Source organism: Serratia plymuthica (assembly GCF_018336935.1).
In the GTDB taxonomy this organism is placed as follows: Bacteria; Pseudomonadota; Gammaproteobacteria; order Enterobacterales; family Enterobacteriaceae; genus Serratia; species Serratia plymuthica_B.
In genome coordinates, this window is record NZ_CP068771.1 from 2,765,762 (window position 1) to 2,783,251 (window position 17,490).

Here is a 17,490-nt window from a genome sequence, read left to right on the forward strand (position 1 = left end):
TTACTCTTCGCGTTCAATGCCAAAGTGTTTATAGGCATGATTGGTCGCCATACGTCCACGCGGGGTTCGCTGGATAAAGCCTTGTTGGATCAGGAAGGGTTCAATGACGTCTTCGATGGTTTCCCGCTCCTCGCCAATCGCTGCCGCCAGGTTATCCAGGCCCACAGGTCCGCCCATGAACTTGTCGATTATCGCCAGCAACAGCTTGCGATCCATATAGTCGAAACCTTCGGCGTCTACGTTCAGCATGTCCAGCGCCTGCATCGCGACGTCGCCATTGATCACGCCGTTGGCACGGACTTCAGCAAAGTCGCGCACCCTGCGCAGCAAGCGGTTGGCGATACGCGGCGTTCCCCGCGCCCGGCGCGCTACCTGGTGAGCGCCCTCTTCCGAGAGATCCAACCCCAGGCAGTTGGCGCTGCGTGAAACGATATGCTGCAAATCGGCGACCTGATAGAACTCCAGGCGCTGTACAATGCCGAAGCGATCGCGCAGCGGCGAGGTCAGAGAACCGGCACGCGTGGTAGCCCCCACCAGCGTAAAGGGCGGCAAATCGAGTTTGATCGAACGCGCGGCTGGGCCTTCGCCGATCATGATATCCAGTTGGTAATCTTCCATTGCCGGATACAGCACTTCTTCGACCACCGGCGACAGACGATGGATTTCATCGATAAACAAGACGTCGTGCGGCTCGAGGTTGGTCAGCATCGCCGCCAGATCGCCCGCCTTCTCCAGCACCGGGCCGGAGGTGGTACGCAGGTTAACGCCCATCTCATTGGCGACGATATTCGCCAGTGTGGTTTTACCCAGCCCAGGCGGGCCGAAGATCAGCAAATGGTCCAGCGCATCGCCACGCTGCTTTGCCGCCTGAATAAAAATCTCCATCTGCTCACGCACGTGCGGCTGGCCGACATATTCCGTCAGCAGCTTTGGCCGAATGGCGCGATCGAGAATTTCTTCTTCGTTGATCGGTTCAGCAGAAATCAGGCGATCGGCTTCAATCATTCTCTATCCCTTATCAACCTTACAGGGCGGCGCGCAGCGCGTCGCGGATCAGGGTTTCGCAATCGGCGCCCGGTTTGGCGATTTTGCTGACCATACGGCTGGCTTCTTGCGGTTTATAGCCCAATGCCACCAGCGCCGAAGCGGCTTCCGCTTCCGCATCCAGCTCGGCCGCCTGCGTTGCCGTAGCGGGAAGCGTAATTTCGCTGCTGTTATTGAACAGATCGCCATTAAGCCCTTTAAAGCGGTCTTTCATTTCAACCACCAGGCGCTCGGCGGTTTTCTTGCCAACCCCCGGCAATTTCACCAGCGAAGTGATCTCTTCGCGTTCTACCGCACTGACAAACTGCTGTGCCGACATCCCGGACAGGATCGCCAGCGCCAGCTTTGGCCCCACGCCGTTCACTTTAATCAACTCGCGAAACAGTGCGCGCTCTTGTTTATCGTTGAAACCGTACAATAGCTGCGCGTCTTCGCGCACCACAAATTGGGTAAATACGATGGCTTCTTGCCCCAGATCCGGCAGCTCATAAAAGCAGGTCATGGGCATATGCACTTCATAACCCACGCCGTTTGCCTCCAGTAACACCAGCGGCGGCTGCTTTTCCAGAATATATCCTCTGAGACGACCTATCATTTACCCTCCTGCAGAATTCTTGAGCATGACCGACTGTCATGCCGTGCTGGTAAAGCTTATAACATAAAAAAGGCTGGATGAATATCCAGCCTGCGTTGTCACCGATCAAGCGCTACTTCAAACGGCCACGGGCCAGGTTTAACCGCCCTTCGCTCATTCGCAGCACGTTCTGGCTGAGATGGCAGTGGGTGATGGCGATAGCCAGCGCATCGGCGGCGTCCGCCTGGGGATTGGCCGACAGTTTAAGCAGCGAGCGTACCATGTGCTGCACCTGCGCCTTCTCTGCCGCGCCGGTGCCGACCACCGTTTGCTTTACCTGACGCGCCGCATACTCAAACACTTCCAGATCCTGGTTCACGGCGGCAACGATCGCCACGCCGCGCGCCTGCCCGAGTTTGAGCGCAGAATCCGGGTTCTTCGCCATAAACACCTGTTCGATGGCGAAAAAATCCGGTTTAAACTGGGTGATGATTTCGCTGACGCCCGCGTAAATCAATTTCAGCCGCGTCGGCATGTCATCCACCACGGTGCGAATGCAGCCACTGGCGATATAGCTCAGTTGGCGGCCCTGCTGGCGAATGAGACCATAACCGGTGACGCGCGATCCGGGATCGATACCCAATATGATCGTCATCCCTACACCCACCTTGCGTTAAGCATAAACATCGCCAGGCGCTGCCACAGAGCAGCGCCGTACTGCAACTCCATTACAGCGTCGCCGCAACCTCGTCGGAGATCTCGCCGTTGTGGTAAACCTCCTGCACGTCGTCGCAGTCTTCCAGCATGTCGATCAAACGCAACAGCTTCGGCGCGGTTTCTTCATCCATATCGGCCTTGGTCGATGGGATCATGGAAACTTCCGCCGCGTCGGCGGTGAAACCGGCCGCAGTCAGCGCGTCTTTCACTTCGCCGAGGTTTTCCCAGGCGGTAAACACGTCGATAGCACCGTCGTCGTAGCTGACGATGTCTTCAGCGCCGGCTTCCAGCGCCGCTTCCATCACCACGTCTTCATCCAGGCCCGGTGCGTAAGTGATCACGCCCTTCTTGGTGAACAGATAAGCCACGGAACCGTCGGTGCCCAAGTTACCGCCGCACTTGGTGAAGGCGTGACGCACTTCGGCCACGGTACGGTTGCGGTTGTCGCTCAGGCATTCGATCATGACGGCAGTGCCGCCCGGGCCGTAACCTTCGTAAATGATGGTTTCCATGTTGGTATCATCATCACCGCCCACACCACGCGCGATGGCGCGGTTCAGGGTGTCGCGCGTCATGTTGTTGGACAGCGCCTTGTCGATCGCCGCGCGCAGACGCGGGTTAGCCCCCGGATCGCCACCGCCCAGTTTCGCGGCGGTCACCAGCTCGCGAATAATTTTGGTGAAAATTTTACCGCGCTTGGAATCCTGCGCAGCTTTACGGTGCTTTGTGTTGGCCCACTTACTATGACCTGCCATAAAAAATCTCCGAAAAAAATTACTGGACTGAATTAATAACAAACTCTTCAATCGCCTGCTGATTGCTCCAGGACTTGGTCAATTTCACGGCTTGCGCCGCCTCAAGCCAGCGGTAGGCGTGATGCTCGGTAATCACCGGATCGCGCTCTTCAGGCAACGCCAGACAGAACCAGTGCTCTTTATTGCGCGTGGTGCCCGGGGCATAGCGATGTCGCAAATGGACAAAGAGTTCAAACTCCACACAGCGCTGGCAATCGAACAACGGCAGATTCTCTGCTTCGATATCGATGCCGACTTCTTCCATGACCTCACGCCGTGCGGCATGCGGCGGCGACTCGTCTTCCTCCAGGCTGCCGGTAACCGACTGCCAGAATTCGGTATCGTCGCGCCGCTGTAACATCAGCACCCGTCCACTGGATTTGGCGTAAATCACGACCAAAATGGACTCGGGCCGCTTGTAACTCATCACTCGTTCTCTTCCGGTAACGCGGCTTTCTTGACCACGCAGATCCCCAACTCCTGCAACGACGCCGGGTTGGCGAAGCTTGGCGCTTCGGTCATCAGACAGGCGGCTGCAGTGGTTTTCGGGAAAGCAATCACGTCACGAATGTTGTCGGTGCCGGTCAGCAGCATCACCAGTCGGTCCAGACCGAAAGCCAGGCCGGCGTGCGGTGGCGTGCCGTACTTCAATGCATCCAGCAGGAAGCCGAATTTCTCGCGCTGTTCGTGTTCGTTAATGCCCAGAATGCTGAAGACCGTCTGCTGCATTTCGCTACGGTGAATACGCACGGAACCGCCACCCACTTCGTAGCCGTTGATCACCATGTCATAGGCATTGGCAATGGCCGTGGTTGGCGCCGAACTCAGCTCTTCCGGGCTCATGTCGCGCGGTGCGGTGAACGGATGGTGCATCGCCGCCAGGCCGCCTTCACCGTCTTCTTCGAACATTGGGAAGTCCACCACCCACAGCGGTGCCCAGCTGTCCAGCTTGGTCAGTTGCAGGTCGCGGCCCAGCTTCAGACGCAGCGCGCCCATCGCATCGGTCACAATCTTGAAGCTGTCTGCGCCGAAGAACAGGATATCGCCGGTCTGCGCGTTGGTACGCGCCAGGATCGCTTCCAGCACTTCCGCGCTGAGGAATTTGGCGATCGGGCTTTGTACGCCTTCCATGCCGGCGGCACGGTCATTGACCTTCAGCCAGGCCAGGCCTTTGGCGCCATAGATGTTAACGAAGGTGCCGTACTCATCGATCAGCTTGCGGGTCAACTGCGCGCCGCCCGGAACGCAGATGGCGGCTACGCGGCCTTTGGCGTCGTTAGCCGGGCCGGAGAACACTTTGAACTCCACGTCTTTCACCAGATCGGCAACGTCCACCAGCTCCAGCGGGTTACGCAGATCCGGTTTGTCGGAACCGTAACGACGCATCGCTTCCGCGAAGGTCATGACCGGGAAATCGCCCAGATCCACGCCTTTCACATCCTGCCACAAGTCGCGCGCCAGCTTTTCCATCACTTCACGCACTTGATCGGCGGTCATGAAAGAGGTTTCAACGTCGATTTGGGTAAATTCAGGCTGACGATCGGCGCGCAGATCTTCATCACGGAAGCATTTGACGATTTGGTAGTAGCGATCAAAACCCGACATCATCAGCAGCTGTTTGAACAGCTGCGGCGACTGTGGCAACGCATAAAATTTACCTTTGTGCACACGGCTCGGCACCAGGTAGTCACGCGCGCCTTCCGGCGTGGCTTTGGTCAACATCGGGGTTTCGATGTCGAGGAAGCCGTTGCTGTCCATAAAGCGACGCACGAAGCTGGTGATTTTGGCGCGGGTCTTCAGGCGATCGGCCATTTCCGGGCGACGCAGATCCAGGTAGCGGTATTTCAGGCGCGCTTCTTCGGTGTTGACCTGGTTGGAGTCCAGCGGCAACGGCTCGGAGCGGTTGATGATCTCCAGAGCATGAGCGAACACTTCCACTTCACCGGTGGACATATCTTTATTGATTTGGCTGTCCGGGCGTGCACGTACGGTGCCGACAATCTGAATGCAGAACTCGTTGCGCAGGTCGTACGCCTTGTCAAACGCGGCTTTCTGATCCGGATCGAAGAACACCTGCACGATGCCTTCACGATCGCGCATATCAATAAAGATCAGGCCGCCCAGATCGCGACGACGGTTGACCCAACCACACAGAGTGACTTCCTGGCCCACGTGGGACAGATTCAACTGCCCGCAATATTCAGTACGCATACGCTATCCTTTTGGCTTAAGCCGATTCCGCGCGGGCTTTTGCGCCGGCCGCGCGGCTGTTAACTGATGAACTCTATTTATTACCCGGTTTGAAGTCTGTTGCATACCAACCGGTGCCCTTTAATTGGAAACCCGTGGAAGAAATCAACTTGGTTAACGCGGGCTGCCCACACGCCGGACAGTCAGTCAGCGGCGCATCGGAAAATTTTTGCAATTTCTCTAACCGAAGGCTGCAAGCACCACATGCATATTCATAAATCGGCATAGTTCGTTGGAGTAAAGTGTGTTGAAAAAAGGCGATCATTATAAAGGAAATTCATGCTCCAGATAAGTGCGAACACAGCTTTGTTGCAGCACTAAATGGCGTGTTTTTGTTCGAAGTAACACATTGATTAACAAATTTCCCATTAACCGGTGACCCTTTTTTCACGTAGCCTGAATTCAACCTTGTTTTAGTGCGCCGTTCTGGCTGCACATATTTTATCCACCCAGTAACGGGAGCCCCCGATGTTGAAACTTGATGCTCAAACCACAGCGCTGGTGCTGATTGATTTGCAAAACGGCATTCTGCCCTACGCCGGCGGGCCGCACAGCGCCGAAAGCGTGGTAGCTCACGGCGCGCAACTGGCGGCGCGTTTTCGCTCGCTCGGCGCGCCGGTGATCCTGGTGCGCGTCGGCTGGTCCGACACATTTGCCGATGCGCTGAAACAGCCGGTAGACAAGCCCGCTCCGTCGCCGGCGGGCGGATTACCGGCGAACTGGTGGGAATTCCCGGAACCCTTGGCGGTCAGCGAAGGCGATATTCTGGTGACCAAACGTCAATGGGGCGCATTTTACGGCACCGAACTTGATTTGCAATTACGCCGCCGCGGCATTAAAACCGTTGTGTTGGGTGGGATCTCCACCAATATCGGCGTTGAATCTACCGCCCGCGCCGGCTGGGAACACGGTTACGAGTTAGTGATCGCCGAAGACCTGTGCAGCGCGCAAAATGCCGAGATGCACAGGTTTGCCGTCGAGAATATCTTCCCGCGTCTGGCTCGCGTGCGCAGCACCGGCGAAATTCTTGCCGCACTCGGCGAGTAACAAAGACTCCAGGGCGCTGCATGCTGCGCCCACGTTTATCTCACAGGGACATTAAGGAAGATGGCGCGTTGATTTATATCGGACTACCACAGTGGCAACACACAGCCTGGAATCGCATCGGGCTGCGCGATCTGGCGGATTACAGCCGCTATTTTAACTGCGTGGAAGGCAACACGACTTTCTACGCGTTACCCAAGCTGGAGATCGTGCAGCGCTGGCGCGACATGACCACCGATGATTTTCGTTTTTGTTTCAAGTTCCCCTCGGATATCAGCCATAAGGCGGCACTGCGTAACTGCGATGCCGAGCTGCAGGCATTTTATCACTGCCTGAGCCCGATTCATCAGCGTATAGGGCAGCTTTGGTTGCAGTTGCCCTCGGCATTCGGGCCGGATGAATTGCCGCGCATGTGGCAGTTCCTGGACAGGTTGCCGAAAGAGTTCACCTACGGCGTAGAGGTACGTCACCCTGCATTCTTCGCCAAAGGCGAGGAAGAGCGCCTGTTGAATCAGGGGTTGCATCAGCGCGGTATCAACCGGGTGATCCTCGACAGCCGGCCGGTGCACCATGCCGCCCCTGACAGCGCCGCGGTGCGTGACGCTCAGCAAAAGAAACCCAAGCTGCCGGTGCATGCGCTGGTCACCGCCCACAACCCGCTGGTCCGTTTTATCGGCGGTGACGTGTTGCAAGACAATCTGCGTTGGTTTGACGCCTGGCAGCAGAAACTGCTCACCTGGCAACAGCAATCCACCCCCTTCCTGTTTATTCATACGCCGGATAATGGCGATTCACCGCAACAGGCGCAAAAAATCTGGCAGCAGCTTCATCAGGCTATTCCTAATTTGCCCCCGCCGCCGGACTGGCCGGAGCAGGATGCACTGTTTTGACCTATTAATCTGACCGATTACATCAGATTTTTCCTCGCGACAGTGATTGCAATGGTCGCTATGATGCTCGCTGCCAGTTTTGGTTAGGGAATGGAGTTAAAAATGGTAAGCGCGCTTTATGTCGTGCTCGGCGCATTGTTGTTGATCAAACTCTCTTATGACGTGGTTAAGTTAAGGATGCAATACCGTGTCGCTTACGGAGACGGCGGCTTTTATGAGCTGCAGACCGCCATCCGCGTTCACGGCAATGCCGTAGAATATATTCCTATCGCCGCCGTACTGCTGGTGATCATGGAAATGAACGGTGCAGGAATATGGATGATCCATATTTGCGGCCTGATGTTGATGACCGGGCGCCTGGTGCACTACTACGGTTTGCGTAACCGTGAAGTCCGTTGGCGCCGTTCAGGTATGGCGGCGACCTATATTTCGCTGGTCCTGATGGTGTTGGCCAACATTTTCTATCTGCCCTGGGATCTGATTTTCAGCCTGAATTGATCTCCTGTTTGTCATCAGGCGGCCACGCCGCCTGCTTCCGCTCCGCTTTCTTGCCGTTATCTGTTAGAATACGCGCCTTCGAATTCTGAACTGACTTCCCGCTATGCCAAACCGCGATACTCTTTTTTCTGCCCCCATCGCCAAACTGGGCGACTGGACCTTCGACGAACGCGTCGCTGAAGTGTTCCCTGACATGATTCAGCGTTCCGTTCCCGGCTATTCCAACATCATTTCGATGATTGGCATGCTGGCCGAACGCTTCGTGCAGCCCGACAGCCAGGTGTATGACCTGGGATGTTCGCTGGGCGCGGCAACGCTGTCGATGCGTCGGAATATCAAGGTGGCGGGTTGCAACATCATCGCCGTCGATAACTCTCCGGCGATGGTCGAACGCTGCCGCCGCCATATCGACGCTTTCCGCGCCGATACCCCGGTGGAGGTTATCGAAGCCGATATCCTCGATATCAAGATCGAAAATGCCTCCATGGTGGTACTGAATTTTACCCTGCAATTCCTCGAGCCGGCCGATCGTCTTCGCCTGCTGGAGCAGGTTTATCGCGGCCTGCGCCCAGGCGGCGCGCTGGTGCTGTCGGAGAAATTCAGTTTTGAAGATGCTGACGTCGGCGAACTGCTGTTCAACATGCACCACGATTTCAAACGTGCCAACGGCTACAGCGAGCTGGAGATCAGCCAAAAGCGCAGCATGCTGGAACATGTCATGCTGACCGACTCGGTAGAGGCCCACAAGGCCCGCCTGAAACAGGCCGGGTTTAAACATGCGGAAGTGTGGTTCCAGTGCTTTAACTTCGGCTCATTGATCGCGTTGAAAGCAGGAGCTGAGCAATGATTGAGTTTGGTGATTTCTATCAGCGCATCGCCAAAGGCAACCTCAGCCACTGGCTGGATACCCTGCCCGCGCAGCTCAGCGCCTGGCAGCGCGAGTCGCTGCACGGCAAGTTCAAACAGTGGTTTAACTCGGTTGAACACCTGCCGACACTGACGCCAACCCGCCTCGATTTGCTGCACGGCGTGCACGCCGAGATGGACGCCCCACTGTCTCCGGGCCAGTTGGAAGGCATCGAAAAGATGCTGCGCACCCTGATGCCGTGGCGTAAAGGCCCGTTCTCGCTGTACGGCATCGACATTGATACCGAATGGCACTCCGACTGGAAATGGGATCGCGTGCTGCCGCACATTTCGCCGCTGGCCGGCCGTACCATTCTGGACGTCGGCTGCGGTAGCGGCTATCACCTGTGGCGAATGGTGGGTGCCGGCGCGCAGATGGCGGTGGGCATCGATCCGATGCAGCTGTTCCTGTGCCAGTTCGAAGCGGTTCGCAAACTGCTGGGCGGCGACCAACGCGCTCACCTGCTGCCGCTGGGTATTGAGCAACTGCCTGAGCTGGCCGCTTTCGATACGGTATTTTCCATGGGCGTGCTATACCACCGCCGTTCGCCATTGGATCATCTGTATCAACTGAAAAACCAGTTGGTCTCCGAAGGTGAGCTGGTATTGGAAACCCTGGTGGTGGAAGGCGATCGCAACCAGGTGCTGGTGCCGGGCGATCGTTATGCCCAGATGCGCAACGTCTACTTCATTCCTTCGGCCGAAGCGTTGAAATGCTGGCTGGAGAAATGCGGTTTTGTCGACGTGAAGATCGCCGACATGTGTGTAACCAGCACCGAAGAGCAGCGCCGAACCGACTGGATGACCAGCGAATCACTGGCCGAATTCCTTGATCCCAAGGACAGCAGCAAGACAATTGAAGGTTACCCGGCCCCGTTACGTGCGGTGCTGGTGGCCAAGAAGCCTTAATTCTTGCCAAATGGGCCTGGAAAACCAGGCCCCGCATTATCCCTTATCGGCATCCACTACCCGCAGTTCATATACCATGGTTGCGTTCGGCGGGATTTGCGGCGCATAGCCCGCTTCACCGTAAGCCAGTTCTGGCGGCACCACCATCGTCAACGAACCATGATTTTTCAGATGGCCGATCGCCTCGCGGAACAACGGCGGATAGGCGGAGAGCGACTGTGACATCACTTTCCCGCTGCGATCCATATCCTGAATCACGCTGCCGTCGGTTAAACTCTCTTTCACAACGACGTCCACCCGTGCGTTTTCCGTAATGGCTTCATCGCCCGCATAATCGACGCGATACCAGAAGCCGGAAGGCGATTTTTGCGTGCCCTTCTTCTTTTTGAACTCGGCGACGAACGCCTCGCCCGTGCTGGTCTGCACCTTCGCCGCCTTGTTTCTGGCGCCGCTCACCGCTTTTTCCGACTCCGCCAGTGCACTGGTCAACTGCGCATCGCTCAACTGGTAATGGCCGTTGAAGGTATCGATCACGCCCGCCAGCAGCACGACTTTATCGGGATTGATACCCCAATTTTTACGCTCAGCCAGCATCGTTTGAATATCGCGCCCCAAAGCGACGCCAGCGGCATAGCTCTGTTGCTCCGGTTTTTTCTTGAGCGTCTGCGCATCCGGCAACCATTTGGCGCGAGAGCGCAGCCCATCGACCTCTTCACGCAATGCCTGCTGCGCTTGGTTGGCGTCCGCTAGCGCCCATGCCGTTTTTTTCGCCTGCTCGATCATTTTCGCCAGTTGCTGCGTTGATTTATCGCTTTCCGCCACCGCCGCAGTCAGCCGTTGCTCCAACGCCTTAGCCCGCTCGGTTTGCATTTTGTTTTTTTCCTGCAACTGCGCCAGCTGTTGTTGAAGCTCACCCGTCGCCTTGGCGGCTTCTGCCTTTTGCTGTTCCAAGGCCGTCTTCAGGCTTTTCTCTTGTTGAGCAGCCTGTTGCCGTTGGCCGTCCCGATCTTTCTGCAACTGCGCCAGTTGCTGCTGCAGTACCCCCAGCGCCTTGGCAGCTTCAGTTTTCTGCTGTTCCCGCTCAGCGGCGGCCACTTTTTTGTCCTGCTCATAACGCTGGCGCGCTTTATCGTTGGCAGCCTGCGCCGCCGCCAGTTTCTCCTGCCAGACCTGCTGCCGGGCCTTATCAGACTGTTTAGGCAGCTCCGCCAGCCGTCGTTCCAGCAATGCAATGCGGCTTTCTCGCTCCTCGGTTTGTTGTTTTTGCCGTGTTAGCGCCGCCTGCATCTCGGCAATCTGCGCCTGAGCCTTCCGCTCCTGCGGCGCCAGGTTCAGCGCCTGTCGCACGCCGCTGGCTAAATCGCTCAACGCGCGCAGGTCAGGCGTCGGTTTATCGGCAGCCGTCAGAGACGACGCGACGCGCAACGCGGTCAGCTCCTGCTGCAGCGATCGGATCGCGGTCTGCTGTTGCTGCAATCGCGCTTCTTTCTCGCGCAGCGCCTTTTGCAACTGCTCCAACTGCTGCCGCTGTACGGCCGTCTCACGAGTTTGCGCCGGCCGGGACGCCGGTTTTTTGGTTTCCTGGGGTTGGGTGACCAAGGTATCGGCATTCGTTGCCGGTGCATCCTGCCGCTGGTAGCGCTCGGCAAACTGCAATAGTGCAGGCACATCGTCATCCGCAGCGACCATCGTTGGCGCAAACGCCAACGGTATCATCAGGTTCAGCAATGCCTTTCTTGCTCGTGAAGTCATTGGGCGCGTTCTCCGCGCTCAGCCAGGCCGGTCATCATTGCAGAACCGATATCTGCACAGAGACGGCTGGTACGATAACGGTATAGCGCATCGACGGTTTCCTGCGTGCCCGTGTTGACCCGCTGGCGTACCCCGGCATATTGCGCTGCGCCGCTCATCAAGGCATCGAATTCACGTTTGAATTTTTGATATTTCTCGTTATCCATGCCGCGCATGGCATCCAGTTCGCGCTGGCACTGCTGCATGCGCTCGGCTTCACGCTGCCGCTTGTCTTGTTCCGCCATTTCTTCTGCGCTGGGCGGCTTACTTAATGTAGAAACAGACCGCTTGGCGGTCTGGCAACCGGTCAGGGTCAACGTCAGCAAAAGCGCAGCGGTCAAGCAGTGTGCCGTTCGGGTCATTATCGTTATCTCCTTGTTAAGTCCGTCGTCAACGCGCTCTGCGGCTGCGCGACGGCTATCCTCAATTGATGCTGTGATGTTCCGGCCATAAGGCAGGTTATGAACAGGTATAAAAATACAGATGCGACGGGAAGCGGCATGAGGCCACTCATTCATCGCACCAATACATACCAAAAAATCATTTAATATTATGATATTTAAAGGATTTTAATTCACAAACTTATCAGCAGGGCATAACAAGCGCAAGAAGAGATAGGAGTCTGGCCGACCGAGGAGCAACGTTGAAACGGGCGTAAAATTTTTACAAGGCATAAAAAAAGCCCCGGCAACACGCCGGGGCCTGGTACTCGCGTAATCGCCGAAAATTCAGCGACACGCTAAAGGGTCTTACGGCCCGGAAACCGGTTGTCAGAACGCGGTTAGCTGCGTGTTTATGCGCTTTGCGCCAAAGGATCAACCAAGGCCAGCGCGTTTTTCATCGCCTCCACCATTTCGCCATCCACGCAATAATGGCTAAATTCATCAAACTCATTGTCTGAACACATGGTCACGCCGGCTTTGCGATAGCGCATGGTCGAAGGTACCGCGTGGCCCGAAGAGCTGTGCACCTCCTGAATGCCAATATCCACAAACTTGTACAGATTGCTGAGCCTTACGCCGGCGCCGGCCATAATCACTGGCCCCTGGCTGGCCTGCACCAGATCGCGCAGCAACGGCAGCCCAAGCTCGGCGCTTTGCTGTTGGCCGGAGGTCAGAATCCGCGCCACGCCCAGTTGCGTCAGTTGTTCAAGTGCCACCATCGGGTTCTGGCACATGTCGAAAGCGCGATGGAAAGTGACCGCCATATTGCCGCTCAACCGCATGACTTCACGCATACGCGGCAGGTCGATGTGCCCTTCTTCATCCAGCATGCCCACCACGACACCGGAAAAACCCATGTCGCGGATTTGCACGATATCCTGCTTGATCACGTCGAAATCCACCGCGCCGTAGCAAAAGTCCCCGCCGCGCGGGCGGACGATCGGATGCACCGGGATGGATACCCTGTCGCGCGCCAGGCGCAGCGTGCCGTAGCTTGGCGTCAAACCGCCCTCGCTCTGGCTGGCGCACAATTCTATGCGATCAGCGCCTGCCCGCTCAGCCGTCAGCGCGCAATCGACGCTAAAGCAGCAAACTTCCAATTTAATCATTGTCACCCCCAGATGACGGCCAAAATGTGACGGCAGTTTGTTAACTTCAGAATTTCTCGCGTAGGCTCATTGATAGACATGAACCGGTTCAGGGTAATAACTATGGCATTCAATTTTGATCAATGGGTAGACCGTAGTCACAGTGGCAGCGTTAAGTGGGATAAATATCGCGACCGCGACATTATTCCGCTTTGGGTCGCCGACACCGACTTCCGCTCACCGCCCGCGATCATCGACGCATTGCAGCGGCGCGTAGCGCATGGCGTGTTCGGCTACGGCCATCCATCCCCTGAACTTATTGAGGTTTTTACCCGCCGCATGGTAGAGCGCTATGGCTGGCACATCAAGCCCGAATGGCTGATTTTCCTGCCCGGTCTGGTTTGCGGGCTCAATCTGTGCGTCCGCGCCTTTACCGCTGAGGGCGAAGGCACTCTGGCGCCGTCGCCCATCTACCCGCCGTTTCGCAAGGCGGCGAAATTCGCCGGACGCCCGCATCTGCCGGTACCGCTCGCGCTGCACGATAGGCGCTGGTTGCTGGATTTGAACGCGATAGCGGGCCAACTCAACGGCAGCGAAAAATTGCTGTTGCTGTGCAACCCGCAAAATCCGGGCGGAACCGTCTACCGGCGTGAGGAGTTGTTGCAACAACATGCATTCGCGCGTCGCCATGATTTGATCGTATGTTCGGATGAAATTCATTGTGATCTGTTGCTTGAACCGGGCCGTGAACACATCCCCTTTGCCATGCTCAATGAAGACGCAGCCCAACGCAGCATTACGCTGATGTCGCCATCGAAAACCTTCAATATTGCCGGGCTGGGGGCATCAATGGCGGTGATCCCCAACGCCACCCTTCGTCAAAAACTGGCCCGGGCGCGCAGCGGCATAGTCCCGGAAGTTGACGTGCTGGCACTGGTTGCCGCGCAAGCTGCCTACCAGGACGGGCAAGACTGGCTGGACGCCCTGTTGGTTTATCTGCGTGATAACCGCAATTTGGTGACCGAGCGCATTAACGCCATGCCCGGCCTGTTGCTGCACCCGATCGAAGCCACCTATCTGGCCTGGATCGATTGCAGCCAACTGGCGACCGACAATCCGCACGCTTTCTTCGAACGGGCCGGGGTAGGCTTAAGTGCGGGCCTGGATTTCGGCGATCGCCGTTTTGTACGCCTGAATTTCGGCTGCCGGCGCGAACTGCTCGCGCAGGCGCTGGATCGCATGAGGCTGGCCACCCAAGCGCTGATGTCCGGTTAGGCTTGCTCGCTGGCGACGATTTCCCGGATGGAATAAGGGTGAAACTTAATCGTTACGCTGCCGTCGGTGATCGCCAACGTCGGGTTCGGCAATCGCTCGCCCTCACCCTGCGGAGAGCTCTGTTTCAATTTGATCCCCGGCGCCAACAGCGCCTCGTCGGGCAAATGGCTCAGAGCTCGCGCATACAGCGATGCAGGATCGCCGCTGAGCACCAGTTCCACATGTTCCCATCCCTCGTGCGGGTAGCGCTTGTCCCCCGGGTAAGGCAATTCCACGCAATCAATTGACCACGGCCCTACCTGCAGCGGCTGCTGTAGGTCAAACAGGCAAATCGGGCGACCGTTGATCGCCGCTTCAGACAACAACGAACCGCATTGCAGCAACCCCTGCCGCCAGCGTTCAGCGGTGGTGTTCTGGTGGCAACGCACCGAAATGTGATCCGCACTGAACTGCGACAAATCCAGATGCAGTTTTTCCGCAAACCGGCTCAACGCCTGTTCGAAACGCGGCAGATCCAGCGCTAAGTCATTAAGCTCGGCAATGGCCAGGAAAGTCGTCATAAGGTCCTCGAAACAACGGAAAGCAAATTCAGGGGGTAATTTACACGGCTGGCGCGCAGCTATCCACGTTTTGCCCAGGGAAATGTAATATTTATGTCCTCTGCATTACCGTTGCGTAAAATATTTTGACTAATTTTGATACAGAGCACAAAAGAACAAGCCTCGGCAGATTTATTAATAACAGGTTTAAACCCCGGTTGAATTAATTAAAATTAAGAATATTCGTAACGAAATATAGCTTTTTCTTATGACAGATACATTTGAGAAACTATTAACTTAACAAGCCGCATCGAGTTCAAAAAACGGATCATTGACGCTCGATAGCCTGGCCTACAAACCTCAGCGTTAACAGTATAATGCAATAACATTACAGTGAAAACTGAAGGTCACATTACTGTTTTCATTGACTTTACTTCTAAAGAACACTGAGACTTATCTTAAAGGACGCTTTAATAATTGCTTATAAAAACCAATTAAGCTACTTTGGGTAAAATCAAAACTTGAGATAATATCTATGTTTCTTTTAATCATATCATTGCTGTTGGTCGTTATTGCCGCGTACGCGATATACCGCCATTTCAAATCACGTCGCGTTAACACTCTGGACTCTCGACGTCATAACAAAAAGCATTAGATCTGCTTATTTCGTTTCCTTCTCGCCTATTCCTTTTCGCTCATCTTGCCCTTCTTGTACCGCCCCCGCCCTTTGAAATACACGCTATCTTTGTCAGGCGGGCATTTTCAAACCTGTACTTTCGCCTTCCCCCCGGCGCCAACTGCTGACGTAACACATCAGATCGGTTACAATTACAGGCTGTTTTGTGGTGGGCTGCCGTCTCGACGCGCAGCCAGAAAACCACCTTTGAATCCCGCAGGGGCATGGCATACGGCCCCTCGTTCGTCATTAAGGTAACCCGGTGAATATTCAGGTTCTTCTGTCAGATAAAGTCAGCCAGGCGCTGATTGCCGCAGGCGCGCCAGCCGATTGCGAAGCGCAGGTCCGTCAGTCAGCAAAAGCACAATTCGGCGACTATCAGGCCAACGGCGTGATGTCCGTAGCCAAGAAACTCGGCATGCCACCACGCCAGTTGGCGGAAAAAGTGGTACAGCTGCTTGATCTCGGCGACATCGCCAGCAAAGTAGAAATCGCCGGCCCCGGCTTTATTAATATCTTCCTGAATGGCGAATGGGTTGCGCAGCAGGTCGATCAGGTGCTGAATGCGCCAAAGCTTGGCATTGCTCCGGTTAAACAACAAACCATCGTCATCGACTACTCCGCGCCTAACGTGGCGAAAGAGATGCACGTCGGCCACCTGCGTTCGACCATTATCGGCGACGCCGCCGCACGTACTCAGGAATTCCTGGGGCATAAAGTGATCCGCGCCAACCACGTCGGCGATTGGGGCACCCAGTTCGGCATGTTGATTGCCTACCTGGAAAAAATGCAGAATGAAAATGCCAGCGACATGGGCCTGTCCGATCTGGAACAGTTCTATCGTGAAGCGAAGAAACACTACGACGAAGACGCTGATTTCGCCGAACGCGCCCGCGCCTACGTGGTGAAATTGCAGGGTGGCGATCAATACTGTCTGAAGATGTGGCGTAAACTGGTCGACATCACCATGGCGCAAAACCAGCTCACCTATAACCGCCTGAATGTCACCCTGACCGAAGACGACGTAATGGGCGAGAGCCTGTATAACGCGATGCTGCCGGGTATCGTCGCCGATCTGAAAGCCAAGGGGCTGGCGGTGGAAAGCGAAGGCGCCACCGTGGTATTTCTCGACGAATACCAGAATAAAGACGGCGAACCCATGGGCGTCATCATCCAGAAGAAGGATGGCGGCTACCTCTACACCACCACCGATATCGCTTGCGCCAAATACCGCTACGAAACCCTGGGCGCAGACCGCGTGCTGTACTACATCGATTCCCGCCAGCACCAGCATCTGATGCAGGCATGGACCATCGTGCGTAAAGCCGGTTACATCCCGGATTCCCTCTCGCTGGAACACCACATGTTCGGCATGATGCTGGGCAAAGACGGCAAGCCGTTCAAAACCCGTGCGGGCGGCACCGTGAGGCTGTCCGATCTGCTGGATGAAGCTATCGATCGCGCCGGCAAACTGATTGCCGAGAAAAACCCGGATATGCCGGCAGAAGAAATGCAGCACCTGGCGAACGTGGTCGGTATCGGCGCGGTTAAATACGCCGATCTGTCAAAAAGCCGCACGACCGACTATGTCTTCGACTGGGACAACATGCTGGCGTTTGAGGGCAACACCGCCCCTTATATGCAATATGCCTATACCCGCGTGGCCTCGGTATTCAAGCGTGCAGGTCTCGATGAGAGCAACCTGACGCTGCCGCTGGTGATGAGCGAAGAACGCGAGATTGCGCTGGCGACCCGTTTGCTGCAATTTGAAGAAGTTATCACCACGGTGGCACGCGATGGCACGCCGCACGTGATGTGTACTTACCTGTACGACCTGGCAGGCCTGTTCTCCGGCTTCTACGAACATTGCCAAATCCTGAATGCAGACAGTGAAGAAGCGCGCCAAAGCCGCCTGAAACTGGCATTGCTGACCGCCAGAACGCTGAAAACCGGTCTGGATACGCTGGGCATCGACACCGTCGAGCGCATGTAATTCAAAGTTTGAAAACGAGAAAGGGTCGCCGAGGCGACCCTTTTTTTTGCTCAATGGCT

Annotated in this window: 18 protein-coding genes; 7 read left to right on the forward strand and 11 right to left on the reverse strand. The window is 56.1% G+C overall.

Going from position 1 to position 17,490, the window contains the following annotated elements; genetic code table 11:
* The 7 genes from ruvB to JK621_RS12840 all read right to left on the reverse strand — a co-directional run bounded on the left by ruvB (position 1) and on the right by JK621_RS12840 (position 5,644).
* Complete coding sequence (gene ruvB, locus JK621_RS12810; protein ID WP_212556318.1) at positions 1-1,005, reverse strand: Holliday junction branch migration DNA helicase RuvB; 1,005 nt, start codon at positions 1,003-1,005, stop codon at positions 1-3.
* Positions 1,006-1,024: 19 nt separating this feature from the next.
* Positions 1,025-1,639 carry a Holliday junction branch migration protein RuvA gene (gene ruvA / locus JK621_RS12815; protein ID WP_212556319.1) on the reverse strand — a complete coding sequence of 205 codons (615 nt, stop codon included), beginning with the start codon at positions 1,637-1,639 and terminating at the stop codon, positions 1,025-1,027.
* Between the two features lie 112 nt (positions 1,640-1,751).
* The gene (gene ruvC, locus JK621_RS12820; RefSeq protein ID WP_004945529.1) at positions 1,752-2,273 is read right to left on the reverse strand and encodes a crossover junction endodeoxyribonuclease RuvC; all 522 of its coding nucleotides are present in this window, start codon (positions 2,271-2,273) and stop codon (positions 1,752-1,754) included.
* Between the two features lie 73 nt (positions 2,274-2,346).
* On the reverse strand, positions 2,347-3,090 hold the full coding sequence (locus JK621_RS12825; RefSeq protein ID WP_006316690.1) for a YebC/PmpR family DNA-binding transcriptional regulator: 744 nt from the start codon (positions 3,088-3,090) through the stop codon (positions 2,347-2,349).
* A gap of 19 nt (positions 3,091-3,109) precedes the next feature.
* The gene (nudB, locus tag JK621_RS12830; RefSeq protein ID WP_212556320.1) at positions 3,110-3,556 is read right to left on the reverse strand and encodes a dihydroneopterin triphosphate diphosphatase; all 447 of its coding nucleotides are present in this window, start codon (positions 3,554-3,556) and stop codon (positions 3,110-3,112) included.
* Complete coding sequence (aspS, locus tag JK621_RS12835; protein WP_212556321.1) at positions 3,556-5,340, reverse strand: aspartate--tRNA ligase; 1,785 nt, start codon at positions 5,338-5,340, stop codon at positions 3,556-3,558. Before aspS ends, nudB begins: the two co-directional genes overlap by 1 nt.
* 73 nt (positions 5,341-5,413) lie before the next feature.
* On the reverse strand, positions 5,414-5,644 hold the full coding sequence (locus tag JK621_RS12840; RefSeq protein ID WP_004945545.1) for an FmdB family zinc ribbon protein: 231 nt from the start codon (positions 5,642-5,644) through the stop codon (positions 5,414-5,416).
* Positions 5,645-5,847: 203 nt separating this feature from the next.
* Here JK621_RS12840 and JK621_RS12845 point away from each other — a divergent pair, with 203 nt between their 5' ends.
* The 5 genes from JK621_RS12845 (at position 5,848) to cmoB (ending at position 9,626) form a co-directional block, all read left to right on the forward strand.
* Positions 5,848-6,426: a hydrolase gene (locus JK621_RS12845; protein ID WP_212556322.1), complete on the forward strand. Its 579-nt coding sequence runs from the start codon at positions 5,848-5,850 to the stop codon at positions 6,424-6,426.
* A 71-nt stretch (positions 6,427-6,497) separates the two neighbouring features.
* Positions 6,498-7,313, forward strand: a complete 816-nt coding sequence (locus tag JK621_RS12850) for a DUF72 domain-containing protein (protein ID WP_212560195.1) — start codon at positions 6,498-6,500, stop codon at positions 7,311-7,313.
* Between the two features lie 102 nt (positions 7,314-7,415).
* Positions 7,416-7,811, forward strand: coding sequence for an MAPEG family protein (locus tag JK621_RS12855; RefSeq protein ID WP_212556323.1), 396 nt, complete (start codon positions 7,416-7,418; stop codon positions 7,809-7,811).
* A 103-nt stretch (positions 7,812-7,914) separates the two neighbouring features.
* A complete protein-coding gene (cmoA, locus tag JK621_RS12860; protein WP_006316952.1) occupies positions 7,915-8,658 on the forward strand; it encodes a carboxy-S-adenosyl-L-methionine synthase CmoA in 744 nt (247 codons plus the stop codon).
* Complete coding sequence (gene cmoB, locus JK621_RS12865) at positions 8,655-9,626, forward strand: tRNA 5-methoxyuridine(34)/uridine 5-oxyacetic acid(34) synthase CmoB (RefSeq protein WP_212556324.1); 972 nt, start codon at positions 8,655-8,657, stop codon at positions 9,624-9,626. Before cmoA ends, cmoB begins: the two co-directional genes overlap by 4 nt.
* Before the next feature lie 36 nt (positions 9,627-9,662).
* Here cmoB and JK621_RS12870 read toward each other — a convergent pair whose 3' ends face one another.
* The 3 genes from JK621_RS12870 to cutC form a co-directional block, all read right to left on the reverse strand.
* The gene (locus tag JK621_RS12870; protein WP_212556325.1) at positions 9,663-11,378 is read right to left on the reverse strand and encodes an FKBP-type peptidyl-prolyl cis-trans isomerase N-terminal domain-containing protein; all 1,716 of its coding nucleotides are present in this window, start codon (positions 11,376-11,378) and stop codon (positions 9,663-9,665) included.
* Complete coding sequence (locus JK621_RS12875) at positions 11,375-11,779, reverse strand: hypothetical protein (protein WP_212556326.1); 405 nt, start codon at positions 11,777-11,779, stop codon at positions 11,375-11,377. Before JK621_RS12875 ends, JK621_RS12870 begins: the two co-directional genes overlap by 4 nt.
* 431 nt (positions 11,780-12,210) lie before the next feature.
* Complete coding sequence (gene cutC, locus JK621_RS12880; RefSeq protein ID WP_212556327.1) at positions 12,211-12,969, reverse strand: copper homeostasis protein CutC; 759 nt, start codon at positions 12,967-12,969, stop codon at positions 12,211-12,213.
* 102 nt (positions 12,970-13,071) lie between these two features.
* On the opposite strand from cutC, the gene JK621_RS12885 reads away from it, so the two are divergent.
* A complete protein-coding gene (locus JK621_RS12885) occupies positions 13,072-14,223 on the forward strand; it encodes a MalY/PatB family protein (RefSeq protein WP_212556328.1) in 1,152 nt (383 codons plus the stop codon).
* On the opposite strand, the gene JK621_RS12890 is transcribed toward JK621_RS12885, so the two are convergent.
* Positions 14,220-14,783: a VOC family protein gene (locus JK621_RS12890; protein WP_212556329.1), complete on the reverse strand. Its 564-nt coding sequence runs from the start codon at positions 14,781-14,783 to the stop codon at positions 14,220-14,222. The genes JK621_RS12885 and JK621_RS12890 overlap by 4 nt on opposite strands.
* Positions 14,784-15,700: 917 nt before the next feature.
* On the opposite strand from JK621_RS12890, the gene argS reads away from it, so the two are divergent.
* Positions 15,701-17,431 carry an arginine--tRNA ligase gene (gene argS, locus JK621_RS12895; RefSeq protein WP_212556330.1) on the forward strand — a complete coding sequence of 577 codons (1,731 nt, stop codon included), beginning with the start codon at positions 15,701-15,703 and terminating at the stop codon, positions 17,429-17,431.
* The last annotated feature ends 59 nt before the right edge of the window (positions 17,432-17,490 follow it).